Annotated in this window: 21 protein-coding genes and 2 riboswitches; of the genes, 13 read left to right on the top strand and 8 right to left on the bottom strand. The window is 60.9% G+C overall.

Translation table 11 applies throughout. The features are described 5' to 3' along the window. Positions 1 to 47 precede the first annotated feature (47 nt). The 4 genes from lptB (at position 48) to FEV16_RS08770 (ending at position 4,278) form a co-directional block, all read left to right on the top strand. On the top strand, positions 48 to 1,031 hold the full coding sequence (lptB, locus tag FEV16_RS08785) for an LPS export ABC transporter ATP-binding protein (protein WP_138167257.1): 984 nt from the start codon (positions 48 to 50) through the stop codon (positions 1,029 to 1,031). A 182-nt stretch (positions 1,032 to 1,213) separates the two neighbouring features. Beyond that, on the top strand, positions 1,214 to 2,779 hold the full coding sequence (gene rpoN, locus FEV16_RS08780; RefSeq protein WP_138167256.1) for an RNA polymerase factor sigma-54: 1,566 nt from the start codon (positions 1,214 to 1,216) through the stop codon (positions 2,777 to 2,779). Between the two features lie 254 nt (positions 2,780 to 3,033). After that, complete coding sequence (gene raiA, locus FEV16_RS08775) at positions 3,034 to 3,627, top strand: ribosome-associated translation inhibitor RaiA (protein WP_138167255.1); 594 nt, start codon at positions 3,034 to 3,036, stop codon at positions 3,625 to 3,627. 186 nt (positions 3,628 to 3,813) lie between these two features. Next, complete coding sequence (locus FEV16_RS08770) at positions 3,814 to 4,278, top strand: PTS sugar transporter subunit IIA (protein WP_138167254.1); 465 nt, start codon at positions 3,814 to 3,816, stop codon at positions 4,276 to 4,278. Between the two features lie 14 nt (positions 4,279 to 4,292). Here FEV16_RS08770 and FEV16_RS08765 read toward each other — a convergent pair whose 3' ends face one another. Then, complete coding sequence (locus FEV16_RS08765; RefSeq protein WP_138167253.1) at positions 4,293 to 4,571, bottom strand: general stress protein; 279 nt, start codon at positions 4,569 to 4,571, stop codon at positions 4,293 to 4,295. Positions 4,572 to 4,692: 121 nt separating this feature from the next. Continuing rightward, complete coding sequence (locus FEV16_RS08760) at positions 4,693 to 5,508, bottom strand: response regulator (RefSeq protein ID WP_138167252.1); 816 nt, start codon at positions 5,506 to 5,508, stop codon at positions 4,693 to 4,695. A 72-nt stretch (positions 5,509 to 5,580) separates the two neighbouring features. Between FEV16_RS08760 and FEV16_RS17515 the strand changes: the two genes are divergently transcribed. From FEV16_RS17515 to FEV16_RS08725, 7 genes are all read left to right on the top strand, one after another. Next, entirely contained in the window at positions 5,581 to 6,072 is a 492-nt protein-coding gene (locus tag FEV16_RS17515) for a NepR family anti-sigma factor (protein ID WP_348639977.1), read from the top strand. Further along, positions 6,069 to 6,638, top strand: a complete 570-nt coding sequence (locus FEV16_RS08750) for a sigma-70 family RNA polymerase sigma factor (RefSeq protein ID WP_138167251.1) — start codon at positions 6,069 to 6,071, stop codon at positions 6,636 to 6,638. The genes FEV16_RS17515 and FEV16_RS08750 overlap by 4 nt, the downstream gene beginning before the upstream one ends. A gap of 54 nt (positions 6,639 to 6,692) precedes the next feature. Further along, complete coding sequence (gene fumC, locus FEV16_RS08745; RefSeq protein WP_138167250.1) at positions 6,693 to 8,090, top strand: class II fumarate hydratase; 1,398 nt, start codon at positions 6,693 to 6,695, stop codon at positions 8,088 to 8,090. A gap of 153 nt (positions 8,091 to 8,243) precedes the next feature. Beyond that, positions 8,244 to 9,632, top strand: a complete 1,389-nt coding sequence (locus FEV16_RS08740; RefSeq protein WP_138167249.1) for a M20/M25/M40 family metallo-hydrolase — start codon at positions 8,244 to 8,246, stop codon at positions 9,630 to 9,632. A 268-nt stretch (positions 9,633 to 9,900) separates the two neighbouring features. Then, positions 9,901 to 10,105, top strand: a riboswitch (cobalamin riboswitch). A gap of 108 nt (positions 10,106 to 10,213) precedes the next feature. Next, positions 10,214 to 12,292: a TonB-dependent receptor gene (locus tag FEV16_RS08735; protein ID WP_138167248.1), complete on the top strand. Its 2,079-nt coding sequence runs from the start codon at positions 10,214 to 10,216 to the stop codon at positions 12,290 to 12,292. Positions 12,293 to 12,306: 14 nt separating this feature from the next. Further along, a complete protein-coding gene (locus FEV16_RS08730) occupies positions 12,307 to 12,906 on the top strand; it encodes a hypothetical protein (protein WP_138167247.1) in 600 nt (199 codons plus the stop codon). Between the two features lie 77 nt (positions 12,907 to 12,983). Next, the gene (locus FEV16_RS08725) at positions 12,984 to 13,538 is read left to right on the top strand and encodes a hypothetical protein (RefSeq protein ID WP_138167246.1); all 555 of its coding nucleotides are present in this window, start codon (positions 12,984 to 12,986) and stop codon (positions 13,536 to 13,538) included. Positions 13,539 to 13,701: 163 nt separating this feature from the next. Here FEV16_RS08725 and FEV16_RS08720 read toward each other — a convergent pair whose 3' ends face one another. From FEV16_RS08720 to FEV16_RS08710, 3 genes are all read right to left on the bottom strand, one after another. Further along, a complete protein-coding gene (locus tag FEV16_RS08720; RefSeq protein WP_138167245.1) occupies positions 13,702 to 14,289 on the bottom strand; it encodes a hypothetical protein in 588 nt (195 codons plus the stop codon). A gap of 348 nt (positions 14,290 to 14,637) precedes the next feature. Continuing rightward, positions 14,638 to 17,052, bottom strand: a complete 2,415-nt coding sequence (locus FEV16_RS08715) for a TonB-dependent receptor (RefSeq protein WP_171015178.1) — start codon at positions 17,050 to 17,052, stop codon at positions 14,638 to 14,640. Between the two features lie 113 nt (positions 17,053 to 17,165). Further along, positions 17,166 to 17,366, bottom strand: a riboswitch (cobalamin riboswitch). Between the two features lie 253 nt (positions 17,367 to 17,619). Beyond that, complete coding sequence (locus FEV16_RS08710; protein ID WP_246657240.1) at positions 17,620 to 18,072, bottom strand: hypothetical protein; 453 nt, start codon at positions 18,070 to 18,072, stop codon at positions 17,620 to 17,622. Positions 18,073 to 18,302: 230 nt separating this feature from the next. On the opposite strand from FEV16_RS08710, the gene FEV16_RS08705 reads away from it, so the two are divergent. Next, positions 18,303 to 19,046, top strand: coding sequence for a hypothetical protein (locus tag FEV16_RS08705; protein ID WP_138167244.1), 744 nt, complete (start codon positions 18,303 to 18,305; stop codon positions 19,044 to 19,046). 78 nt (positions 19,047 to 19,124) lie between these two features. On the opposite strand, the gene FEV16_RS08700 is transcribed toward FEV16_RS08705, so the two are convergent. Both FEV16_RS08700 and FEV16_RS08695 read right to left on the bottom strand, forming a co-directional pair. Beyond that, on the bottom strand, positions 19,125 to 20,747 hold the full coding sequence (locus FEV16_RS08700) for an NAD(P)/FAD-dependent oxidoreductase (RefSeq protein WP_138167243.1): 1,623 nt from the start codon (positions 20,745 to 20,747) through the stop codon (positions 19,125 to 19,127). 172 nt (positions 20,748 to 20,919) lie between these two features. After that, positions 20,920 to 21,453 carry a cob(I)yrinic acid a,c-diamide adenosyltransferase gene (locus FEV16_RS08695; RefSeq protein ID WP_246657239.1) on the bottom strand — a complete coding sequence of 178 codons (534 nt, stop codon included), beginning with the start codon at positions 21,451 to 21,453 and terminating at the stop codon, positions 20,920 to 20,922. Between the two features lie 313 nt (positions 21,454 to 21,766). On the opposite strand from FEV16_RS08695, the gene hemA reads away from it, so the two are divergent. Beyond that, positions 21,767 to 23,053 (top strand): 5-aminolevulinate synthase, encoded by a 1,287-nt coding sequence (gene hemA, locus FEV16_RS08690; RefSeq protein ID WP_138167451.1) that lies wholly within the window; start codon positions 21,767 to 21,769, stop codon positions 23,051 to 23,053. A gap of 20 nt (positions 23,054 to 23,073) precedes the next feature. Here the strand turns inward: hemA and FEV16_RS17245 are convergent. Then, positions 23,074 to 23,226, bottom strand: a 153-nt coding sequence (locus tag FEV16_RS17245) for a UDP binding domain-containing protein (protein WP_348639980.1), incomplete at its 5' end; no start/stop codon positions are given.

Here is a 23,226-nt window from a genome sequence, read left to right as displayed (position 1 = left end):
GCGTCGCTTCCAAACCCTGGATGCCTAGAGCGACGGATAAGGCGCGCTTGAGCTATCTTTCCGCCCTTTCGATGCGTTTTCGCGCCGCCGGCCAGTCGCTGGCGCGGCTCGCAGAAGGCGTCAGGCGGTCCCGCAAGCCCGACGAAATCTTCGAAGGCCAGTGGATCGACGCCGACGCTGAAAATTTAGGCGCCGACGCTGACGAAGAAGCGCGGGACAAGGCCTTTTGGGGACCAACTCCCAGCGCGGATCAGCAGGCCGCATTTGAGCCGCGCTCGGCCTACCACGAGCCAGCCGGATTCGACGGCGAGGGCCTGCTCTCGGTCCATAATCTCGCGAAGTCCTACAAATCCCGCCGCGTCGTGGAAGACGTGAGTCTGCATGTCGCGCGCGGCGAAGCGGTCGGACTCCTCGGTCCGAACGGCGCCGGCAAAACCACCGTTTTTTATATGATCACCGGGCTGGTGAAGCCTGATAGGGGCGTCATTTCGCTCGACGGCTATGATGTGACGCCGCTGCCCATGTATCGCCGCGCCCGGCTCGGAATCGGCTATCTGCCCCAGGAAGCGTCGGTATTCCGGGGCTTGTCGGTGGAAGATAATATCCGCGCCGTCCTCGAGATCACTCAGCCGGACGCCAAAAAGCGCGAAGAAGAGCTCGACGCCCTTCTCGAAGAATTCCGCCTCACCGGCCTGCGCCATACGCCCGCCGTGGCGCTTTCAGGCGGCGAAAGACGGCGCTGCGAAATCGCCCGGGCGCTCGCCGGCCATCCCTCCTTCATGCTGCTCGACGAGCCTTTCGCCGGCATCGATCCGATTGCCGTCGGCGGCATTCAGGATCTCGTGCGGCACTTGAAAGCGCGCGGGATCGGCGTGCTCATCACCGACCACAGCGTTCGCGAAACGCTAGGTCTCACCGACCGGGCTTACATCATCTACAACGGCCATGTGCTGACCGAAGGCGCGCCTGAGGAAATCGTCGCCAATCCGGATGTGCGGCGCATTTATCTGGGCGAAGATTTCCGCATGTAGCGCCCGTATGGCGCAGTTTTCGGTAGTTTCACGCGCGGCGCGCCGTCTGTATCAATGATGAATGATTGGGCGTTTTGCTCGGCTCGGCGCTGTTTTTTTGGCCCTGCGCACTCTTCCTCGAAATGCTATAAGCAAAAAACGGGCCGCAGAGAGGCGGTTGGCGTTCGAGTGGGTCGGGCGAAATGGCGATTTCCACCAAATTGATGATGCGTCAGGGCCAGGCCCTGGTGATGACCCCGCAGCTGCTCCAGGCGATCAAGCTGCTGCAATTCTCGAATTTGGAGCTCTCCGCTTATTTGCATGACGAGCTCGAGCGCAATCCGCTGCTCGAAGCTCAGGACGGCGACAGTCCTGTTGAGACCGTTGACCACGCCCAGGACGCCCAGTCGAGCGCCGCCGACGCTTTCGAAGGGCCGCAGGAAGGCGACTGGGCGCGGCAAGATCTCGCCGTCGACTCGGCGACGCTTTCGGCTGATCTCGGCGCCGACATGAGCAACGCCTTCGAAGCCGAAGGACCGACCATCGGTGAGCGCTCGCGGGACGAGGCTCCTGACGGCGCCGGACTTTCCGCGACGTCCTGGACCGGCGCCGCCGGCGGCGGACCGTCCGACGGCGAGGCTCCTAATCTCGAAGCCTATGTCGCCGAGCAGCCCAATCTTCACGAGCATCTCGCACAACAGTTGGCGCTCGCTTGCCCCGATCTCCGTCATCGGATCATCGGCCAGGCGATCATCGACGGGATCGACGAGAGCGGCTATCTGCGCGAGAACCTTGCTGAGATCGCCGCGCGTCTTGAAGCCGACATGGCCGAGGCGGAGCAGATTCTTGCGACGATCCAGACCTTCGATCCTTCTGGCGTCGGCGCGCGCGATCTCGCCGAATGTCTCGCGATCCAGCTTAAGGAGCGCGATCGTTATGATCCGGCGATGCAGGCGTTCGTCGCCAATCTCCCGCTCGTTGCGCGCCGCGATTTTGCGCAACTCGCCAAGCTTTGCCGCGTCGATGAAGAAGACATCGCCGATATGGCGGGTGAGTTGCGCCGGCTGGAGCCCAAGCCCGGCCGCGCTTTCGGCGGCGCGCCGATTCAACCGCTCGTCGCCGACGTGATCGTGCGCCCCGCAGCGGACGGCGGCTGGCGCGTCGAGCTCAACGCCGACGCGCTGCCGCGTGTGCTGGTCAACCATAGCTATGCGGCGCAGGTCAGCGCCGCCGCCGCAGGCCCCGCTGATAAAAGCTTCATCTCGAATTGTCTGCAGAACGCGAACTGGTTGACTAAGAGCCTCGAGCAGCGGGCCCGCACGATTTTGCGGGTCGCGTCGGAAATCGTGCGGTTGCAGGACGCCTTCCTGACGCATGGCGTGGAACATCTGCGTCCGTTGAACCTGCGCACGGTCGCAGACGCCATCGGCATGCATGAGTCGACGGTGTCGCGGGTGACTTCGAACAAATACATGATGACCCCGCGCGGCGTCTTCGAACTCAAATATTTCTTCTCCGCTTCGATCGCGACGACGAGTGGCGGAGCGGCGCATTCGGCCGAAGCCGTGCGTTTCCGAATCAAGCAGATGATCGATCGCGAGACGCCCGACGATATTCTGTCGGACGACGCCATCGTCGCGCGGCTAAAGGCGAACGACATCGACATCGCTCGGCGCACGGTCGCCAAATATCGCGACAGTCTGCGCATTCCGTCGTCAGTCGATCGACGCCGCGCCAAGCTTACGCAAGCGCGTGCGGCAACCCATTAATTGTCCGTGATTGTTCACATCGGCGAGAAGCCTTGCCATTGCTGAAGAATCCATTGACTTCGGGCGCCGAGGCTTCTAACGCTGCGCGGAATTTCGGCTCATTGGCTAGACAGTCGGCGGTTCGCCGAAGCCTCGGGCGGAGTTCCAGGCGGATAAGGCGCATGATGCGGTTGGTCGGACGGCTCGCGGCGGTCGCGGCCGTCTCTTCCGTGCGGCAAGAACGTCTCTCGCCCAACAAAAGTTCGGATCGAAAAATGTCTCTCAGGGTCTCCGGCAAAAATCTCAACATCGGCGAATCTCTTCGCGCCCATGTGACGCAGAGACTTGAGGCGGCGGCCGCAAAATATTTCGACGGCCACGTCAACGGTCACGTGACCATTTCTCCGGAGGGCTCTGGTTATCGGGCCGACTGCAGCCTGCATCTCGCCTCGGGCATTGTGTTGCAGGCCGACGGCCGCGCTCAGGAGCCTTACGCCTGTTTCGAACAAGCGGCGGACCGACTCGAAAAGCGTCTCCGCCGCTATAAGAGCCGGCTCAGGAGCCACCACGAACATGGCCAAGGCTCAGGCGATGGCGCTCAAGCGGAGGTCGTCGCCTATCACGTCCTCGAGGCGCCCGATCAGGAGATCGAGGCCCCTGCGGAGTTCAGCCCCGCGATCATCGCAGAATCGACCACCAAACTGCGCCGACTTTCGGTTTCCGCGGCGGTTCTCGATCTCGATCTGACCGGCGCGCCCGTCGTGGTGTTCCGGCACGCCAACACCGGTCGCGTGAACGTCGTCTATCGGCGAGGAGACGAGAATATCGGCTGGATTGACACTCCCGAGTCGGAGAGCGACGCGCGCTGACGAAAAGAAGCGCGCTTGCGTAAAAAACGTCGTAGGACGGCCATAATGACGGCCGTCTCGGCATGTATCTTGCCATTTTCCCATGTCCCTTCGGGTTCTGGCGGAAATAGCGAGACGTTGAAATTTCAAGGATGGTCGGAGTCTTCGTCGACCCTAGACCTCCATGAGAAGCAGGATGATCGTCGCATGCGACCAACGGACTTGGTTTCGCCGGATTCGGTCTGCGCCTCACTAAAGGCTACGACGAAGAAGCAGCTCTTGCAGGAACTCAGCGACAGGGCATCGAAGATTTGCGGGCTCCCCGCCCGCGAAATCTTCGATTCGCTTCTCCACCGCGAGCGGCTGGGTTCGACCGGCATCGGCGACGGCATCGCCATCCCGCATGGCAAGCTTTCGAAATTGAAGGGAATTTGCGGTGTCTTCGGACGGTTGGACCGGCCTGTCGATTTCGGTTCGCTCGACGGCGCGCCGGTCGATCTCGTCTTTACGATTCTGACGCCCGAAAGTTCAGGGGCGGATCACCTTAAGGCGCTCGCCTGCGCAGCCAGAATGCTGAGGGATCCGGGTCTGGTGGCAACGATGCGCGCCACGCGCGACGATGATGCGCTCTATTCGCTCATCGCGCAGCGCTCAAAACCCTTTGCGGCGTAACGGTCGCGCCGCTCTTAGAGCGGCGCGCTACGTTTTTGGGCGCCGCCTCCATGCGAGGCATGTCCGCCCTTGCGGCCGGCCTCCGAAGCCAGCGCATGGTCGCGCGAGAAGCTCCGCTTAGCCGGATTGACGCTCTGACCGCCCTTACGCCCTGCGCGGGCCGCAAGATCCGGATTTTGCGAAAAACTGCGTTTTTCGTCAGGAACGCTCTGGCCGCCTTTACGCGCAATCGCGCGCTGCTTTTCGGGATCCATAGACGCGAAGCCGCGACTGGATTTCTTCATCTCCTCCATGGGCCGCCTCTCAATTCCCCCAGCGCCTACGGCTATAACTCCCCTCGGGGGCCAATGTTTCTTGGACGCTGCGATTTTGTAAGAGACGGCTAAATCAAACTAATTGCAAGAGAATTAGTAATTACATACCGATCCGCGGCTCTGTTCTTTCGCGTCGTCCGGCGCGTCGATCGAAAAACAGCGCCTGGCTGATGACGGCCTTGAGGCTCTCAACATTGAAGGGCTTTGCGATAAGAAAGGCGGGTTCCGGCGGTTCGCCGGTCAAAAACCGCTCCGGGTAGGCAGTGACGAAAATCACAGGGATAGACAAAGAGTTAAGGATTTCATTGACGGCGTCGAGCCCCGAGCTGCCGTCCGCGAGCTGGATGTCGGCGAGGATCAGCCCCGGATTGCTTTCCTGAATGGCGGCGACCGCCTCGGCATGGGTGCGGGGCATGCCGACCACCCGATGTCCCAGCTCCTCGACGATGCTTCTCAAGTCATGAGCGATCAGCGGCTCGTCCTCGATGATCAGCACATCGGTTGCGATCTGGTCGGCGATTTCGCCATTGGCGGCCTCAATGAGAGCGCCAGCCTCTCGCTCCGAGACTTTCAGCGTCTGTCCGATCTGATCGAGGTCGAATCCTTCGAGCGCCTGCAGCAAAAAGGCTATTCGGGGCTTCAGCGAAATGGCCTCGAGATTGCGACGGCCGGTCTCGATCAGAGCACCGGAACGGTCAATGTGGGCATTGATCGGCGACGCTGACCAAACGTCCAGGAACAGACGGTAAACAGCGACGCGCAGGTCATCTGCGTCGGAAATTCGCCCCGGTTCCGCGACGACGGTTTCAAGCGTGGCCAGCACATAGGCGTCGCCCCCCTCCCGATCGCCGACCAATGCGCGCGCAAAGCGTCTCAAATAGGGAATATGCGCGGAAATTTCCTTTGATGCCGACATGTCTTACAACTCCAGCAGCATCGAGCCCCCGAAGGGGACGAGTGCGGGCTAAGCTGATTCAGAACCTGGACAATGCGTCAAAACTGCTCAGCCTTTTTTGGGGAACCAATCCTTCAGCGGTGCGTTTTGCCTATCGTCCTTGCGGCGCACTATAACGCGGCGGCTCCAGAAATCATGCATATTAAAATAGAGGGCTCCATGGGGAAAAAGAATCCGGAGAATATGGTTGCACGCGCGAAGGCAGACGACGAAGCTTTCGCGGGCGACGGGCGGTATTCTCCGAGACCTGGCCCGCGCAGGCTGGAGACGTTTGCAGGATGGGTGATGACTCGTGACGAATTCGGCGATCCTCGCCGAGGGGGGGAGGCGCGCTGCGGCGCAAAGCCGGCACAGCGCCAGCGGTCGGTGGAATTCCAAGACGCGATCGGAAGGGAGCTCCGCAACCTTTACGACGACGTCGTGGCTCAACCTGTTCCCGATCGGTTTCTGAAACTCTTGAACCAACTCGAAACAAATGTGCTATCCTCGTCGGCGACATCAGGCGCCTCGAGGAAGAGTGAGTGACGGCGAGCGAAGAAGCGCATTTCGCGGGTCAGGGATTAAGGACTGAGTTGATCTCAGCTATCCCGAGTTTGCGCGCTTTCGCAGTGTCGATCTGCGGCAATTCCGATCGCGCTGACGACCTCGTTCAGGAAACGCTGGTGAAGGCCTGGGGGAGTCTCGCGACCTTTTCAGAAGGCACCAATCTCACCGCGTGGCTCTTCACAATTCTGCGCAACATTTACTACAGCGAATATCGCAAGCGCCGACGTGAGGCGCCCGATCCCGACGGCGTGATCGCCGCACGATTGGTCGCGCCGGAATCCCAGCACGCGCATATGGACTTTCTCGACTTTCGAGAGGCGATGCAGAAGCTGCCGCTCGATCAGCGCGAAGCGCTGATCCTCGTCGCCGCTTCCGGCCTGTCCTATGAGGAAGCCGCTGAAATCTGCGGTTGTGCGCCAGGCACGATGAAGAGCCGGGTGAACCGCGCGCGCAATCGGCTCTCCGAACTGATGTCGGCGCCCCCGACGGCGGAGCGGCGCGAATGGTCATCCGCCGAGCAGTGGACTGAAGCCCCGCACGATTGAACGGTCATCGGAAATGCCGCATAGGGAAGCGCGCCTTTCTATGCGAGCGAGCCGATGACCGAAGATCAGAGAATTGAACGCGACTCCTTTGGCGACATCGCCGTGCCGGCCTGGGCCTATTGGGGCGCGCAGACGGAACGTTCGCGCGAAAATTTTCCGATCGGCGGCGATCTCATGCCGATTGAGATTATTCACGCGCTGGCCCGCATCAAGCTCGCGGCCGCCAAGGTCAACGCCAGAAAGGGCCTGCTAGAGCCTAAAATCGCCGACGCGATTGCAGCCGCTGCGCGCGAGGTGATCGACGGCAAGCTCGACGATCATTTTCCGCTCGTCGTCTGGCAGACCGGATCCGGCACCCAGACCAACATGAACGTCAACGAGGTCATCGCCAATCGCGCCAATGAAATGCTCGGCGCGCCGCGCGGGTCGAAATCGCCGGTTCATCCGAACGATCACGTCAATCTAGGTCAGTCGTCGAACGACAGTTTTCCCACCGCCATTCACATCGCCGGCGCGACGACGATTTCCGGTCGGCTCATTCCCGCCGTCGAGCGGCTGCACATCGCGCTTAACGCCAAGGCGGTGAAATTCGCCAATATCATCAAGATCGGCCGCACCCATCTGCAGGACGCGACGCCCGTAACGCTCGGCCAGGAATTTTCCGGCTATGCGGCGCAGGCCGAATGCGCAGAGAAGCGCATCAGAACGACGCTTGGCGATCTTCTACAACTCGCTCAGGGCGGCACGGCGGTCGGCACCGGCGTCAACACCTTCAAAGGTTTCGGCGAAGAAGTCGCCGCCGACATCGCCGAACAGACCGGACTGCCTTTTGCCTCTGCGCCCAACAAATTCGAGGCGCTCGCGAGTCACGACGCGATCGTTTTCGCGCATGGCGCGCTCAACGCGCTGGCGGCGGGTCTCTATAAGATCGCAAGCGACATTCGCCTGCTCGGCTCCGGGCCGCGCGCCGGCTTTGCCGAAATAAAGCTCCCGGAGAACGAGCCCGGCTCGTCGATCATGCCGGGCAAAGTCAATCCGACTCAGGTCGAGTCGCTGACGATGGTGTGCACGCGCGTCTTCGGCAATAACGCGACGATCACCTTCGCAGCTTCGCAGGGCCATCTGGAGCTCAATGTGTTGAAGCCGGTCGTCGGCTTCGCGCTGCTCGAGTCAACCATATTGCTCGCCGACGGAATCAACAGTTTCGTCGCCCGCTGCGTCGACGGCATCGAGGCGGATGAGGCCAATATCAAGCGCTTCCTTGATCGATCGCTGATGCTCGTCACCGCGCTCGCCCCGAAGATCGGCTATGACGCGGCCTCGAAGATTGCGCGCGCCGCGCACAAGAACGGCACGAGCTTGAAGGAGGAGGCGCTCGCCTCCGGCAAGGTGACGGAAGTCGAGTTTGACGCGATCGTGCGGCCCGAGAAGATGCTCGCGCCGAACGATTAACCGCGCGTCATGGCCGCGCTTGTCGCGGCCATCCACGAGGCATTGCGCCTTGTTGCATGGATGGCCGGCTCACGGCCGGCCATGACGGGAGGGGTCCGCCTTCCCCTCGCCATGCATAGGCACTAGGTTCGGCTTCTCACCGGGAGCTCATTCATGGCTGCGATCGACGCCGTCCTCTCTACGATAGACGCCAGTCTCGACGCTTCGAGAGAACGCCTGTTCGATCTCCTGCGCATTCCCTCGGTTTCGACCGATCCCGCCTATACGGCGCAATGTCTGCGCGCGGCGAACTGGCTCAAGGATCAGCTCACAGGTCTCGGCTATGAAGCCGAGGTGCGCGAGACGCCCGGCCATCCGATCGTCGTCGGCCACGCCAAAGCGAAGCGCAAGGATGCGCCGCATGTGCTGTTCTACGGCCATTACGACGTGCAGCCGCCGGATCCGCTGGACCTGTGGGAAACCGAGCCCTTTGCGCCCCACCTTTCCGAGGGCAAGGAGGGCAAGGACATCGTCGCCCGCGGCGCCTCCGACGACAAAGGCCAGCTGATGACGTTTCTCGAAGCCTGCCGCGCCTTCGAGGCGAATGGCGGTCTTCCCTGTAACGTCACTTTTCTGTTCGAGGGCGAAGAGGAGACGGGATCGCCTTCGCTTCCCGGATTTCTCGCGGCGAATAAGGACGAACTCTCGGCGGCCGATCTCGCGCTCGTCTGCGATACGAGCATGTGGAACGCGTCGACGCCGGCGATCACGGTCATGTTGCGCGGGCTCGCGCTCGAAGAGGTCATCATCAAAGGTCCGAGTCGCGATCTGCATTCGGGCATGTTCGGCGGGCCAGTGCTGAACCCCATTCATGTGCTCGCGAAAATCATCGCCGATCTGCATGACGTTGATGGCAAGGTGACGCTGCCGGGCTTTTATGCCGGCGTGCCCGAAATTCCCGAAGACATTGCCGAGCAATGGCGCGCCATCGATTTCAATGAGGCGAAATGGCTCTCGGAAATCGGCTTAACGCGCGTCGGCGGCGAAACGGGGCGCGGAATCATGGAGCAGATCTGGGCGCGCCCGACCTGCGACGTGAATGGAATCATCGGCGGCTATACCGGCGCTGGCTCGAAGACGGTGCTGCCGGCGCAGGCGTCAGCGAAATTTTCCTTTCGCCTCGTCGGCAAGCAGGACGCCAAAGCTATTCTCGAAAGCTTCCGCAGCTTCGTGCGCGAGCGTCTGCCGGCGGATGCGAAGGCCGACTTCCTTTCGCATGGCGCGTCGAACGCGCTGCAACTTCCCTTCGGCTCTGAAGCGCTCAATCGCGCGCGCCGCGCGCTTGCTGAAGAATGGGGCAAGGAGGCCGTGCTCGCCGGCTGCGGCGGCTCGATCCCGATCGTCGGCGCGTTCAAACGCGACCTTGGTATGGACTCGCTGATGATCGGCTTCGCGCATGACGACGATCGCATTCATTCGCCGAACGAGAAATATTCCTATGCGTCGTTCCACAAAGGCGCGCGCTCCTGGGCGCGCGTGCTGCATGCGCTCGCTGCGGCGTGACTGCAGTTTTGTTGCGCTCGACTCGATAGAGAACGAGCGGCAGTCGCGCGAGCCTCCATCATGCTGAGGCACCGCAGCCCTCGTGCTTCGAGACGCGAGCTTCGCTCGCTCCTCAGCATGAGGGCTGTTTGGGGCGGCTCAGATTGTTCAATTCGTAACTCGAGGCCCCTCACCCTGAGGAGGCCTCGACGAGGCCGTCTCGAAGGGCGAGGGGCCGATGATCTTTTCAGCGATCATTACGTCCTCTTGACTCGCAAACCGATCGGCCTTCTAGTTTACGCCAGACGGTTCCCAACGGGATCAAAATGGGAATGCGGTGAGCGCGCTCTTCGCGCGCAATTCCGCGGCTGCCCCCGCAACTGTAAGCGGCGAGCCGAAGACCATTAAGCCACTGGAGCGATTAGGCTCTGGGAAGGCGGTCTTAAGGCGACAACCCGCGAGCCAGGAGACCTGCCGTCGCTTCGTGGTCACGCGCGAAAGCGTCGGGCGGGGTGCACCGATGCGGCCGAAGCCCCTCGCCTTATCGGCGTATGGGCGGAGACCTTTCGCAGTGACGGCCCACGTTCGCTGCGAGTCCAGCTATGCCTTCCCACATTCCAACGACCGCCTTGCGCGGCGCGCTTCTGCTGTCCTTATCGCTTTCCGCTTCCACTGCTTTCGCGCAGCAATCCTTGCCTACAATCGAAGTCGGCCCATTGAGTCCGGCGCAACCGGGCTCCCCCGGCGCCGCAATCGAGGATCAAACCGTCGTCACGCCGACGCGCGTCGAGCAGCCGGTTGCGAGCACCGGCGCTTCCGTCAGCGTCATTCACGCGCATGACATTCAGAAACGCGGATCGCTTAGCTTCAACGACGTTCTGCGCGGCGTTCCGGGCCTCGACGTCTTTTCAAATGGCGGGCCCGGAACGCAAACCTCCGTCGTCTTGCGCGGCTCGACGCCGGGCCAGACTCTGGTGCTCATCGACGGCATTCGTATCGGCGATCCGACGAGCACGGATGGTTCGGTCGATTTCGGTCGGCTCCTTCCAACCGACATCGAGCGGATCGAAGTGCTGCGTGGTCCGCAGTCGGCGCTTTACGGCTCGGACGCCATGGGCGGCGTGATCAATATCATCACGCGCCGCGGCAAAGGCGCGCCGCAAGGTTGGATCATGACGGAAGGCGGCTCCTATGGGACGGCGTCGTCGCGCGCGTCGATCTCCGGCGCCGACGGACAGGGCTCCTACGCGCTGTCGATCTCAGGCCTCCATGCCGATGGTTTCCCGCGCTACGGTTATCGTCAGCAGCGGCCGATCTTCATCGGCGATCAGACGACGCTGCTTCCGCCGCTTCCGGCCGATGATCCGACGAACAATGTCGGCGTCACCGGGCGCATCGGCTATGAATTCGCCGACTGGGCGCGGATGGAGGCGGGCCTCGCCGGCTATGACAGCGCCATCCGCTACGACAATCCATACGCCTTCAATGCGTGGAGCGTGTTCGATCCATTCAATCACCATCATGCGACCTTCATGCAGGGCTATGTGCGTCTCGGCGCTGAGATGTTCGACAACACTCTGCGCAACAGGCTCACGCTCTATGCCAATCGGGGCAATCGCGACGTCTGGTCGACGGAAGCCTGTTTCGACAATTTGACCTTCACCTCGCAGAACTGCCGCTTCGGTTTTCTCGGCGGGCGCCGGGGCGTCGAATATCAGGGCGACATCGTGCTTGGACCGTTCGGTCTCGCGACGCTCGGCTCGCGCGTCGAAACCGAGACGGCGCAGAATTCGCGCGAAGCCTGGATCGTCGATGACTTCACGCCGACGCGCGCCGTACAGACGACGTGGTCCGGCTATTCGCAGCATCAATTCACGCTGCTCGATCGTCTCGACATTTCCTATGGCGGGCGAATCGACGCGGTGAGTCAAAACAAGACTTTCATGACGTGGCGGACGATGGCAAATTTTCGCATCGACGAGATCGGCATGCGGTTGCGCGGCTCCGCCGCGAAGGGCGCCAAGACGGCTTCGCTCTATCAACGATTCAGCCAATATGGCGATCCGACGCTCGCGCCGGAACGCGTGCTGGGTTTCGACGCCGGAATAGATCAGAGTTTTTTCGGCGGTCTCGCCACGGCGTCAGTGTCCGTCTTCACCAATCGCTACACGAACCTCGTGCAGTTCGGAAAGGCCGAAAGTTGCACGGCGACGCAGATCTTCGGCTGCTACTTCAATGTCGGGCGGGCGGACACGCGCGGCGTCGAATTCTCCGGCGAAGCGGCTCTCGTTCCCGGCGCCCTGCTCGCGCGAGGAAGCTACACATTTCTCTCCGCGCGCAATCTCGATTTTGATTCCGACAGCATCTACGCGGGCCGCACGCTTCTGCGCCGTCCGCGTCACAAGGGAATGTGGTCGCTCATCTACACCAGCCTGCCGGGCTTAGAGGTCGAAGCGCGCGCGAATATCGTCGGTTCTGTGCATGACGTTGATTTCATCTCCAACAAGCGCGTGATGCTCGCGCCCTATGTGCGGCTCGACCTCTTCGCGAATTACAGGTTGACCGACTCGCTGACGCTGCATGCGCGCATCGAGAATCTCAACAATGCGCTCTATGAGGAGGTCTACAATTATTCGACGACGGCGCGCGCCTTCTATGGCGGCGTGAAATACGCCTGGTGACGAGGGAGATCGATATGCAAACGAACGCACACGTAACGCCAAGCGTAAAGCTAAAACGCGTCATCGAGCCCGACGGCGCGGCGCTCGATGTCTTCTCTCTGCCGACCGATCCGGCGAGTCTCGAGGAACTCATTCGCGATATTTTCGAAAATCACTGGAGCGAGATCGTCTTCGGACCGATCATTCAAGGCGCGGCGTGGGAAATCCACGCCGATCGCCGGCCGACGCGGATAAGTCTGCTCGACGGCTATCTCACCGTCGCCTTCGGCGTCACGCATTTTCACGTCTGCATCGGCGCGAACAAGGGCCCGCGCAGCCGTCCGACGTCGCCCGAACTCGCGAAGCGACGGCGCACGTCGCGCGCCGAACTCTATCGCAGGCTCGGATCGACATGTGTGCCGATGTCATGGGGATTGCAGCTCTTCAACGGCGCCGACGAACAGCAGATCACCGTGCTGCTGCCGAACCCGTTTCTCGAGCCGAAGACCGACAGGTTTCTGAAAGAACCGGATTGGTCGCGGCTCGCGCTCTGGGACAAATTGCGCGCGCGCTGGTTTGGCCTGCACGAGCCCGATCCGATCGATCGCTCGGCGACCCGCTTCAAACACGCCTGAGGCTTTTTCCAATTTCGTCGCCCGCGATGCGGGACGAAAAGCCGGCGCATGCCGGCATTCACTCAAAGGAGACTGATATGACAACTATGCTTTCCGCTGTTTCGCCAGATCGTCGCTTCGCGCTTTGGGCGGCGACGCTTATCGCTACGACAATTCTTTCGAGTTTTGCGTTCGCCTGCGCCGTTCCGCTCGCGGGCTTCGCGGCTGTCGCGGCGCTTACCGCTTCTCGTCGCGACGCCTTGCTGCTGACGGGCGCAGTGTGGCTAACGAACCAGGCGCTGGGCTTCCTCTTCATGCATTATCCGACCGACGCGATGACGCTTTTTTGGGGCGGCGCACTTGGCGTCATCGCTTTGCTCTCTTGCGAAAGCGCCGGCGTGCTCGCGCGCCGCTTTCATGGTTTTGCCGGCGGGCTCGCGGCCTTTCTCGCTTCCTTCGTGGTCTATGAGAGCCTGGTTTTGGCGGTCACTGCGGCGACAGGTCCCGGCGTCGATCATTTCACCGCGCCGGTCGTCTCAAGAACCTTATTCGTCAATCTCGGCGCTTTTGTCGCGCTGTTGATGCTGAAGGCCGCAGGCGCCGCAGCGGCGAGTCGCGATCTGTCGAAGACTCTCGCTTCGCGTCTGACCTAGACGCGAAGGAGCCGTTGCTGAAGGGGGGTCGTGACCCCAAGCCGCCGCTTGCCGCATCGGCCATGGCCATCACGCCAAGGAGAGCACGAGTGAACCTTTCGCAACTCACCAATTTCGATGGCGCAATGCATATCCTGTCACCGTAACTCTCAGACGCTTATTTTCAGCGGCACACCCTTGCGCGTTGCGCCACACAATTAAACGAGGCGTTCTCGTCCACGGAGTGCCAGCTTCCGCCTTGTTCCTGAAATTGCCCTGCCTTTGGCTTGCTGATGCATCCGGTCTCGCCGATCACGACTACCCAAAGCTGCGCCGGGACCGGGCTTGCGACGCTGTTGAACTTGCAGCACACGGCCCGGCGACTGCGATCGAGCACATGTCCCGAAGGTAGAAACGGAAAGATCCCTTCCAAAGTCGCGCGGGCGAAGTTCGACTGGCCCTGTTGCTGAAAGCACGATGCGGGCATAACTCCCGTGTTGCGCGTCGCCCACATTTCCCGCGCGCAACGTATGATCGCGTCAGCAGCCCGCTTGCGGCATTTCCTCTTCTCGGTACGATTGCAACTGCCACGCCCTTCAATGCTGGCCAGGAGCTCCTTTTGCACGTTGCTGCTGTCTCGCGCGCGGTCGAATATCCACATTTGGCCTGCACAGCCTCGGGAAATATCGGCGTGCGCCTCCCGTAAATTCTTCGTCATCAAACCCGTCGCGAGCATCATGGCAATCAAAAGCGATCGGCTTCCAGCGCTCATCACGACAATTCTCCTTGCAGCAATCGGCCATGGACTTCGTCCCGTGGCCAGTTTCGGCAAAAAATTTCAGCGTCGCATCCCAATAAATCTTCGCTCTCTCCGGTTAACGAGTAAGCGGGCGCTTGAGTTCCGAGGAGACAATAACAGCCTGCCGCCTTTGCTTGGGGGCTGGCTTTCTGCAGGTTTCTCCACGCGTTTTTCGGCGGGACCGGCAGGCAGGGTGCGCAGAGGAGGTGAGAACTTTCGATCAGGCGTGAGCGCGCGCAGCCTGACGCCGTCTTCGCGGATGGCGATGCTCAGGCGATTGAGATAGGCGAGAACGTTTTTGGGCGGCGACGGCGAGTTCGATTATCGCGAGAAAGGCTCAGAAAGATCAGGAAGTCGGGTGATCGGTTGATCGAAGTTCAGCGGCCCAGCCAGCGTCACGCGCACGGCTGCAGGCTCAAGTGGCTTGAAATGGCGATCCATCACGCCGACGCCGCAGACTTGGGAGGGAGCGACGCCAGCGGCGCACTGCAGGTAAAGCGGATCGCTCGGCAAGAGCGAGCCATATGCAAATGTGATCTGGTCGGAGCGAGAGTTGAAAACGTTGAAGGCGTCGAACTGCAATCGCCAGCCATCGCTCCATCGATAGCCCAGTCGCGCGTTCAACGTTCCGGTCGCCGGGGACCTAAAATATCCGTCCTCGGTGAGAGCCCTGGCGCCGAAGTAACGATACTTCAGCGCGCCGAACCAACCCGTCGCCTCGCCGAGCTCCAATCCGCCCATCGCCGTCACCGCTATGGCATTCGACAGATAGTTGCCGGGCGCATTGCCGAGGAATGTCCCATAAGGCAATGCGTCAGGCGTGACGAGATCGAGCCACGCCAAGGTCTGCGGAACGTCTACGCCCCGGTAACGCGCATGAACAAGCGCGACATCGCCGTCAAATCTGATCCAGGAATTCGGGCTGTATTGGTTGGCAAATTCAAGCCCATATCTGCGACTGGGGCGACCGAAGATGGTCGTGCCGCTGTCGCCAACGAACTGGTTTTCTGATTCGAGATTGAGCCAAAATAGGCTGACGCTGGAATTGAGCCCCTCGATGAATTTGGTGCGGGCGCCGATCTCAGCGCCTCGGGATTTCACGAGCAGCGGAATTGAAGCGCCTTGAACGAAACCGTCATCGTCTGCGAGTTCAGATGCGGAGAACCGCAGCACCGTGCCTCTGGCGTCGGTTGAGTGGAAGCCTTCTCCATAATTGGCGAAGAATTCCGTTTTGTAGAAGGGGCCGACGATGATCGACGCTTTGGGACTGAACAGCGCCGCATTCTTTACGCCTTGATTGAACGGTCCCGTGAGGAGGAACGTCGGCAGACCGGTGCTCGCTTCGAGTTTCGGCGCGTCCAATAGGGTCTGGAGGGAGCTTACGGCGGCGTTGTAATAGTCGAAGCGCGCGCCTGTTACGGTCTTTAGCCAGGGCGTCCAGCGGACGGCGGTATCGGTCCAAACGCCGATGCTGCCTTCGCCGACGGCATTGTTGCTGAGCGTGTCATAGAGCTGTCGACGGACGCTCTCCTGCAATCCAAGACGAATGTCGTCGTAGCGTCCTTGAAAGCCGATGCGCGTCTCGACTGGGGAGCCATTGATGTCTATCCATCTGATCCCATGCTGGGCGTTTACGCCGACGATGGTGCGGTCGTCGAACTGACGGATCTGGTCGCCCAAATCCTGATGCCCCAGGAAATAGGTGTAATTGCTGTAGAGATCCAAGGTCGAGTGGACAACGTACCCTTCCACGCGCGTGGCGTGATTGCCTTCTATCTGACTCCAGCGCGTTGAAAGAGAAAAGCGCGAGGTCGCGCCGCCGTCGGTAGGGTCCATTGTGCCCCAACGCGACAGGAGACCAGAGCTGACGGCGCGAAGCGGAATCTGATCCGTCGCATACCATTTGTTGGCGTAGCCCATGAAGGTCATCGACGCGCCGTCTTCCTGCGAGCCGCGCGACCAGCGCAACACGCTGTTGAGGCGCCGCATATTATCCCCGCGCTCCCAAGGACCGTTGTAATATTGCGCTTCGACGGCGCCATAGGCGGAGCCGCCGGCGAAATCCCTGTAAGGGGCAACGGCGAGAGCTCTCGCATAGGCGAAGCTGCCGCCAGTGACCTGAAAGAAGCCTTTGTCGATCGTGTCTTTGTATTGCATGTAGATCGAGCCCGCCGACGAGAAGTCGCCGTCTTGCGCGTCATAAGGGCCCTTGCGGGCGAGAACGTAAGACAAGAGCTCGGGGATCAAGAAATTGCTGTCGGCGTAACCCTGGGCATGGCCATGGGTGCGCATGTTGAGCGGCATGCCGTCGAGATAGAGCGCGAGATCGGTGCCGTGGTCGAGATTGAAGCCGCGCAGGAAATACTGGTTCGCCTTGCCTTCGCCGCTGTGCTGCGTGACGACGAGTCCGGGCACAATCTCCAGCGCGTCGCCGGGGCGCGCGAAAGGAAGCGCGTTGACCTCCTTGCCGGTGAAGAACTGCTCGCTTGCGGCGGTGATTGGCGGCGGTTTGGGTCCAGGCTCGCCGACTGCGGCGACAACCGGTGAAGCGCGCGGCGGTTGCGGCGACGCATGAGCGCGTGCTGGTTCCCGCGCGGGCGCATGAGAGTGAGCTGCGGGGGCGGCACGATGCGCGCCGACCTGTATGGTGGGGAGCGCGGTCTGCGCTAGCGCAGTTAACGGAGAGAGCGCCGCGAGTATCGAAATAAGGCGCAACCCGACTGAATGAACTGGCATTGCAAAGCTCGCAGCAACCTTCGACCGTCACTGCGACGGGCCACGCCTACTTTAGCGCGCAAAGCGCCAAGATAGGCTTCACCCGCATCGGTGCACCCCGCCCGACGCTTTCGCGCGTGACCACGAATGACGGCAGGTCTCCTGGCTCGCGGGTCCTCGCTCAAAGGCCGCCTTCCCGGAACATTGGCTCCAGTGGCTTTTTTGGTCTTTGACTCGCCACTCACAGTTGCGGGGGCAGCAGCGGCATTGCGCGACGATGCGCTCACCGCATTCCCTATTGATCCCTTGCGGGAACCGTCGCTAACAGTAAGCGTTGGATGCGATTTTCAAGTCAAGCCGATTGGACGGAACGCTATTCGTCGTGCGTGCTTTTCTCGACAGTGATGCAGAAACATCACAGCTCGTGTCTAAGGTTTCGATGCCAGCTTTTGGCGTGGAGCAGCCTCCACTGCTCGAATAAGCCTCACCCGCCCAGCTCGCTCCTCACAACGGTGGCTATTTGTTTTCCTCAAAAAGTTACGGACTTTTCTCGTCAAGAGAGCCGATCGCTTCTTGGCCTTGTGGGCTTTACTCTAGCGCCATTTGTAGGCGTGTGAGCCAGCGGTCAAACCCTTTAGTCGGAAGATAGCAGAAAGGATTGGTCGCAACCGGCGCTTCTCCGCAGCGCCAATGGTCCGAAGTCCATTCGTATCCATTTCGCTTCATGCAGGCGATGATGTCGTCGTTGATGATTGGACTGTTCTTGTGCCGCTCCAGCGGGAAATTCGTTTCCGCCTCCTGCCGGCATTGGAGAACGTCTGCTCTCTGACCGTTGAGAAAGCGAAGGCTCATACCGCTGAACGCGAAGGCGATTTCTGTGGCGACAATGAGCGCGAGCCCAAGCGCGAGGGCGATGCGTTCGCGCCAAACGCTGGCGAGAAAATGCACGCCGAGTACCGACAAGACGCCGACGGCGATGAGGCCAGCGCCCAGCAGCAGCGCAAACGGCGCGAAGAATGCCGCGAAATCCCGTCCCACCACTCATCCTCCTGAATTCTAAAAGCGAAGCGCAACGCCTGCGCCCGTTGAACTGGCTCGAAATTCCAAATCCGTAAGGCCCTGAGCAAGGCCGAAAGCCTTCCAGATTCGGCGATTTCAGACGTGAGCGGCGCGATTCTCCCGGAAAAGGACAGAATTATTTGACCGCTGACAACGCCACGCCACACTCTTAGTCTGGTGAGGAATTAGAGGCCGAAGAACGGGGAAGAGGCATGAACGAGATTCTTCTCAGCGACTGGACTCTCGCCGCGTTCAAACAAAGGGAAGAAGAGCGCCGGAGGAGACAGCAGAATGAGGCGGCTTCTGTCCCCTCAAATAAAGAAGCGCCTCGCGGCGACGAGACGCTCCGCAGCGATTGGACTATCGCAGCTCTGCAAAAAAGGTTCACCACTCTGGAACAAAGACTCGCCACTTTGGAGCAGAGATTCGCCGCTCTGCAACAAAGAGAAGAAGAGCGCCGCCTGAAAGAACTGATCGAGGCGACGGCCCGTGTCCCGTCACGAGAGGAAAAGCCGCACGATGAAGAGGTTTCTTTTAGCAATTCCACTGTCATCGCTTCTCAACAAAGAAACGAGGACTGGCGCGCAAGAGAACAACCTGAGTTTGTTCAGGCGAAAGCCGTATCTCAAGAGATAGAAGCCATAAGCCACGGCAGCGACCAATGGCCGGAGCGAAAGGAGGCCGAAACCGTAAGACGCGATGAAGGAGAAGGACTTCAAAGAGACCGTATCGCAATCAGCGCAGTCAGAAATGGCGAGACCCCTCATGTCGGAATGGCGCACAAAATGGCGCGCTGGCTCATTTCTTTCATGATCACGGCTGCTGTCGCTGCAGCGATAGGTTTTGCTATCGCAATTTACGCCGTGCCCACCGAGAAGGCGGCACATTTCCGAACCTTGATAAAACGCCAGCTCCAATTGATCGATCGTGGTCATTCACCCCAGGAAAAACGTTGAGTTCATTGGCGCAGACCGCCGACTCCGCTTCCTGACCATGAAGTTGCGCATTCGTTGCTGCCTGCGTGCAATTCCTGATCACCGTCGACCAAGCGTCGGGGCGACGCGCTTGCGCCTGACATCGCGTAGGATTTCGCGGGCAGCGTTGTGGCCAGGCGCGCCTGTGACGCCTCCGCCTGGATGCCCTCCCGAGCCGCACAAATAGAGGCCCGCGATCGGACCTCGGTAATCCGCGTGGCCCAACATCGGACGCGCCGAGAAGATTTGCCTCAGATCGAGCGATCCGTGGAATATGTCGCCGCCGATGAGGCCGAATGTTCTTTCGAGGTCGAGAGGAGAGAAGATCTGGCGCGCCAATACCGAGCGCCGGAAGTTCGGCGCATAATTGTCGACCGTGTCGATCATGAGATCGGCGACGGTTTCACGGTGATCGTCCCATGACGAACCGTCGGGCAGTCGTGGGGCGACATGTTGGCAAAACAGGCTCGCGACATGTTGTCCGCGCGGCGCGAGCGAGTCGTCGATTGTGGAAGGGATGACCAGTTCGATGACGGGACGGCGCGACCATCCAAAGGTACGGGCGTCGAAATAGGCCTGCTCCATATAGGCGAGGCTCGGAGCGATGATGATGCCCGAAGCGTGGTGCTCCGCACATGCGCGTCCTGGCAATGCAGTGAAATCGGGTAATTCGGAAAGCGCGACATTCATGCGAAATGTGCCCGAGCCGCAACTCCAGTTTTCCATGCGCCGCCGAAATCCCTCGGGCAAATTCAGGGAATCAACGAGTTCAAGGTAGAGGAGCTTGGGATTAATCCCTGCGGCGACGGCCGCGGCGTAGATGGTTTCGCCCTTGTCCGTCTTGACGCCGACGGCGCGTCCATTCTCGACAATGACTCGGCGCACCCGTGTTGCAAGTCTGATATCCACGCCATGAGTGACGGCGGCTTTCGCCATCGCCTGGGTAATGGCGCCCATGCCGCCAATCGCGTGGCCCCACGCGCCTTTTTTTCCATTCACCTCGCCAAAGCAGTGATGCAGCAGAACATAGGCCGAGCCGGCGGCGTAAGGGCTCGCAAAATTGCCGACGATGCTGTCGAAGCCGAAAGCAGCCTTTATCGGCGCGCTTTCGAACCAGGCGTCGAGGAAGTCGCCGGCGGAGGCCGTGAAGAGATCGAGAAAATCCCGTTGGAGGTCGAGTCCGAGCGCTCGAATTCTATTGCCTATCCTGCCGGCCTTGATCAATTCGGCAATTGCGGCAAATGGGCTGCCCTCAACGACATTGGGCGGCGTCTCGAGCACGGCGGCGCGCAGGACATCGGCGACCGCATCAAGACGCGCTTGATAATCACCCAGACGATCTGCGTCCTTCTGCGAGAATTTTGCGACCTGCTGTTTCGTTTGGCCGCCGCCGACCTTTAGAAAGCGCCCGTCCTCCAGCGGTAGGAAATTGGAAATCGGACGCTCGATGATGCGCAGACCGTGGGCTGCGAGATCGAGGTCGCGAATGATCTTCGGGTTCAATAGGGAGACGGTATAAGACGCGACCGAATTGGAAAAGCCGGGACTGAACTCTTCCGTGACGGCGGCTCCTCCGACGATGGAACGCTGATCGAGCACGATGACCTTGAGGCCCGCCATCGCCAAATAGGCGGAGCAAACAAGACCGTTGTGCCCGCCTCCGATGATGACGACGTCGTGCATGATTCACATCCGACTACGCGCTCTATCAGGGCGAGCCTCGCGGTTTCAGCGTTAGCCTCGGCCGCAAATACTGAGAAAACGGCGCCCATACATGGTCAAACTTGCAGGTCCGGCGCCTGGACACTCCTCAACGTCGGCTTCTGACGCGAAGTAGACGTCGCTCAAATAAGCCTCAGCCGCCGAGCATCCTGTCAGCGTGGCCGCTTTGCTGATCCGCGAGCCGCGCCAATGCGAACAACAGATCGCTGAGGCGATTGAGATAGGCGAGAACATTCTCGGGCGCCGCCGGCTCTTCGAGCGCCGCGATGCTGCGTTCGGCGCGCCTTGCGACGGCGCGGGCCATATGGAGACGCGCGCTCGCCTCGGCCTCTCCCGGATAGATGAAATCGCGCAGCGGCGGCAGGGCGTCGGTTGCGCGGTCGATCTCGGCTTCGAGCGCTTCGGTCTCGGCGTCGGCCAATACGATGTCAATTTGGCGTGATTCCGCGCTGACGATGGCGCCGATCGTGTAGAGCGCCTTTTGCGCGCAGCACAAAAGATCATTCGCGTCAGGGTAAGCGACGCGCGCGAGACCCAGGCTCGCCGACAATTCGTCGAGATCGCCGACCGCCGCCACCCGCGGGTCGCACTTCGCCGCCCGCCGGCCTGAAAAGAGGCTGGTCTGGCCCCGGTCGCCTTTTTTCGTATAGAGCTTCATCGCCGTCATGCGCACTCCCGACCCTCTCGTTACCGCAGGAGAGGCTGACGGTCATGTCATAAAGCAACCCAATGGGATAAAGCCTCGCTGAAGGGTGGACGGGCAAGCGTCCGGCAGATGGGCGCCAAGTCCTTTCGTGGCGCCATCATTTTCTTGTCCAGTGGCCCCGCATTCCACGAGAAAAGAGGCGCAGGCGCGTCATTCGGCCACTCGCCTTCCAGGCGCGGATCGGCTATGTAAGAAACCGTCCAAACTAGACGGCAGGAAGGACGGGGCCTTGTCGTCGGACTTCGGGGCAAAAGAAAAATCAAAGGGTTGGAGCATGGTCTATCGGCGTTACTTCGAGGCCGCCGTCTCCCGTCTGAAGGACGAGCGCCGCTACCGCGTCTTTGCGCATCTGGAGCGCGACGTCGAAGCATTTCCGCTGGCGAACTGGCATCGCGACGACGGCTCGGTCGAGCCGGTGACCATCTGGTGCTCCAACGACTATCTCGGCATGGGCCAGCACCCTGATGTGATCGCCGCGATGGTCGACACGGCGGGGAGGGTCGGCGCTGGAGCGGGCGGCACCCGCAACATCTCCGGCACCAGCCACGCCATCGTCGAGCTTGAGCGCGAACTCGCCGATCTTCACGGCAAAGAGGCCGCGCTCGTCTTCACCTCTGGCTGGATTTCCAATCTCGCGGCGATCTCGACCATCGCCGACCTGCTGCCCAATTGCGTCATTCTCTCCGACGCCTCGAATCATAATTCGATGATCGAGGGCGTGAAGCGCTCCCGCGCCGAAAAGAAGATCTTCCGTCACAACGATCTTGCGCATCTTGAAGAACTGCTGATCGAAGCGGGCGATCGACCCAAACTCGTCGTCTTCGAGAGCCTCTATTCGATGAACGGCAATATCGCGCCCGTCGCTGACATTGTCGCGCTCGCCGAGCGCTATGGCGCGATGACCTATGTCGACGAGGTGCATGCGGTTGGCATGTATGGCGCGCGCGGCGGCGGCGTCTGCGAGCGCGAAGGCGTGATGGACCGCGTCAATATAATCGAGGGCACGCTCGCCAAGGGCTTCGGGACGATGGGCGGCTATATCGCCGGCGACGCGGTCGTCGTCGACGCCATCCGCTCCTATGCGGCGTCCTTCATCTTCACGACGGCGCTGCCGCCGGCCGTCGCCGCCGCCGCCTGCGCCGCCGTGCGCCTGTTGAAGCGCCGGCCGGATTTGCGCGCGGCGCATCAAAGGGCGACGCATATCACCAAGCATGCGCTCGCCGCCGCCGGCCTGCCTCTACTCGAAAACGGCTCGCATATCGTGCCGGTGATGGTGCGCGACGCGGAGCTCTGCAAGGCTGCGAGCGACATGCTGCTCCAGCGCCACTCGATCTACATCCAACCGATCAATTATCCGACTGTCGCCAAGGGAAGCGAGCGGTTGCGCGTCACGCCGACGCCCCGGCATACGCATGCGCATATTGCGAGCCTCGTCGAGTCTCTCGTCGACGTCTGGCAGACATTGGGCATTCCCTTCGTCGAGCCGCCGTCGCATCTCCATGTCGAGGAGAAGAGCGACGAGAAGTGCAGCTATCCCGAGATCAAACTCGCGGCGCAGTAGCTTTCCCTCGGCAACGACCGCTATTTGCGGCCGACGCTCACATAGGTGAAGCCGCGTTTGCGCACGTCGGCGGGTCGGTAGACGTTGCGCAGATCGACGATGATCGGCTGTTTCAGGAGAGTCTTCACCCGGTCGAGATCGAGCGCGCGAAAGGCGTCCCATTCGGTGACGAT

Origin of the sequence: Methylocystis sp. B8 (assembly GCF_005771425.1) — a bacterium.
GTDB lineage: Bacteria > Pseudomonadota > Alphaproteobacteria > Rhizobiales > Beijerinckiaceae > Methylocystis.
The sequence above is the reverse complement of the archived record's forward strand: the minus strand, read 5'-3'. Positions and strand labels throughout refer to the sequence as shown.

Excerpts from the sequence above, each read along its gene's own strand:
- FEV16_RS17515 (WP_348639977.1), top strand. The coding sequence starts at position 5,581 with ATGCGTCAAAACTGCTCAGCCTTTTTTGGGGAACCAATCCTTCAGCGG.
- FEV16_RS08705 (WP_138167244.1), top strand. The coding sequence starts at position 18,303 with ATGAACGAGATTCTTCTCAGCGACTGGACTCTCGCCGCGTTCAAACAA.
- rpoN (WP_138167256.1), top strand. The coding sequence starts at position 1,214 with ATGGCGATTTCCACCAAATTGATGATGCGTCAGGGCCAGGCCCTGGTG.
- raiA (WP_138167255.1), top strand. The coding sequence starts at position 3,034 with ATGTCTCTCAGGGTCTCCGGCAAAAATCTCAACATCGGCGAATCTCTT.
- fumC (WP_138167250.1), top strand. The coding sequence starts at position 6,693 with ATGACCGAAGATCAGAGAATTGAACGCGACTCCTTTGGCGACATCGCC.
- hemA (WP_138167451.1), top strand. The coding sequence starts at position 21,767 with ATGGTCTATCGGCGTTACTTCGAGGCCGCCGTCTCCCGTCTGAAGGAC.
- FEV16_RS08720 (WP_138167245.1), bottom strand. The coding sequence starts at position 14,289 with ATGAGCGCTGGAAGCCGATCGCTTTTGATTGCCATGATGCTCGCGACG.
- FEV16_RS08770 (WP_138167254.1), top strand. The coding sequence starts at position 3,814 with ATGCGACCAACGGACTTGGTTTCGCCGGATTCGGTCTGCGCCTCACTA.
- FEV16_RS08760 (WP_138167252.1), bottom strand. The coding sequence starts at position 5,508 with ATGTCGGCATCAAAGGAAATTTCCGCGCATATTCCCTATTTGAGACGC.
- FEV16_RS08730 (WP_138167247.1), top strand. The coding sequence starts at position 12,307 with ATGCAAACGAACGCACACGTAACGCCAAGCGTAAAGCTAAAACGCGTC.
- FEV16_RS08725 (WP_138167246.1), top strand. The coding sequence starts at position 12,984 with ATGACAACTATGCTTTCCGCTGTTTCGCCAGATCGTCGCTTCGCGCTT.
- FEV16_RS08715 (WP_171015178.1), bottom strand. The coding sequence starts at position 17,052 with ATGCCAGTTCATTCAGTCGGGTTGCGCCTTATTTCGATACTCGCGGCG.
- FEV16_RS08765 (WP_138167253.1), bottom strand. The coding sequence starts at position 4,571 with ATGGAGGAGATGAAGAAATCCAGTCGCGGCTTCGCGTCTATGGATCCC.
- FEV16_RS08695 (WP_246657239.1), bottom strand. The coding sequence starts at position 21,453 with ATGACGGCGATGAAGCTCTATACGAAAAAAGGCGACCGGGGCCAGACC.
- FEV16_RS08700 (WP_138167243.1), bottom strand. The coding sequence starts at position 20,747 with ATGCACGACGTCGTCATCATCGGAGGCGGGCACAACGGTCTTGTTTGC.
- FEV16_RS08740 (WP_138167249.1), top strand. The coding sequence starts at position 8,244 with ATGGCTGCGATCGACGCCGTCCTCTCTACGATAGACGCCAGTCTCGAC.
- FEV16_RS08735 (WP_138167248.1), top strand. The coding sequence starts at position 10,214 with ATGCCTTCCCACATTCCAACGACCGCCTTGCGCGGCGCGCTTCTGCTG.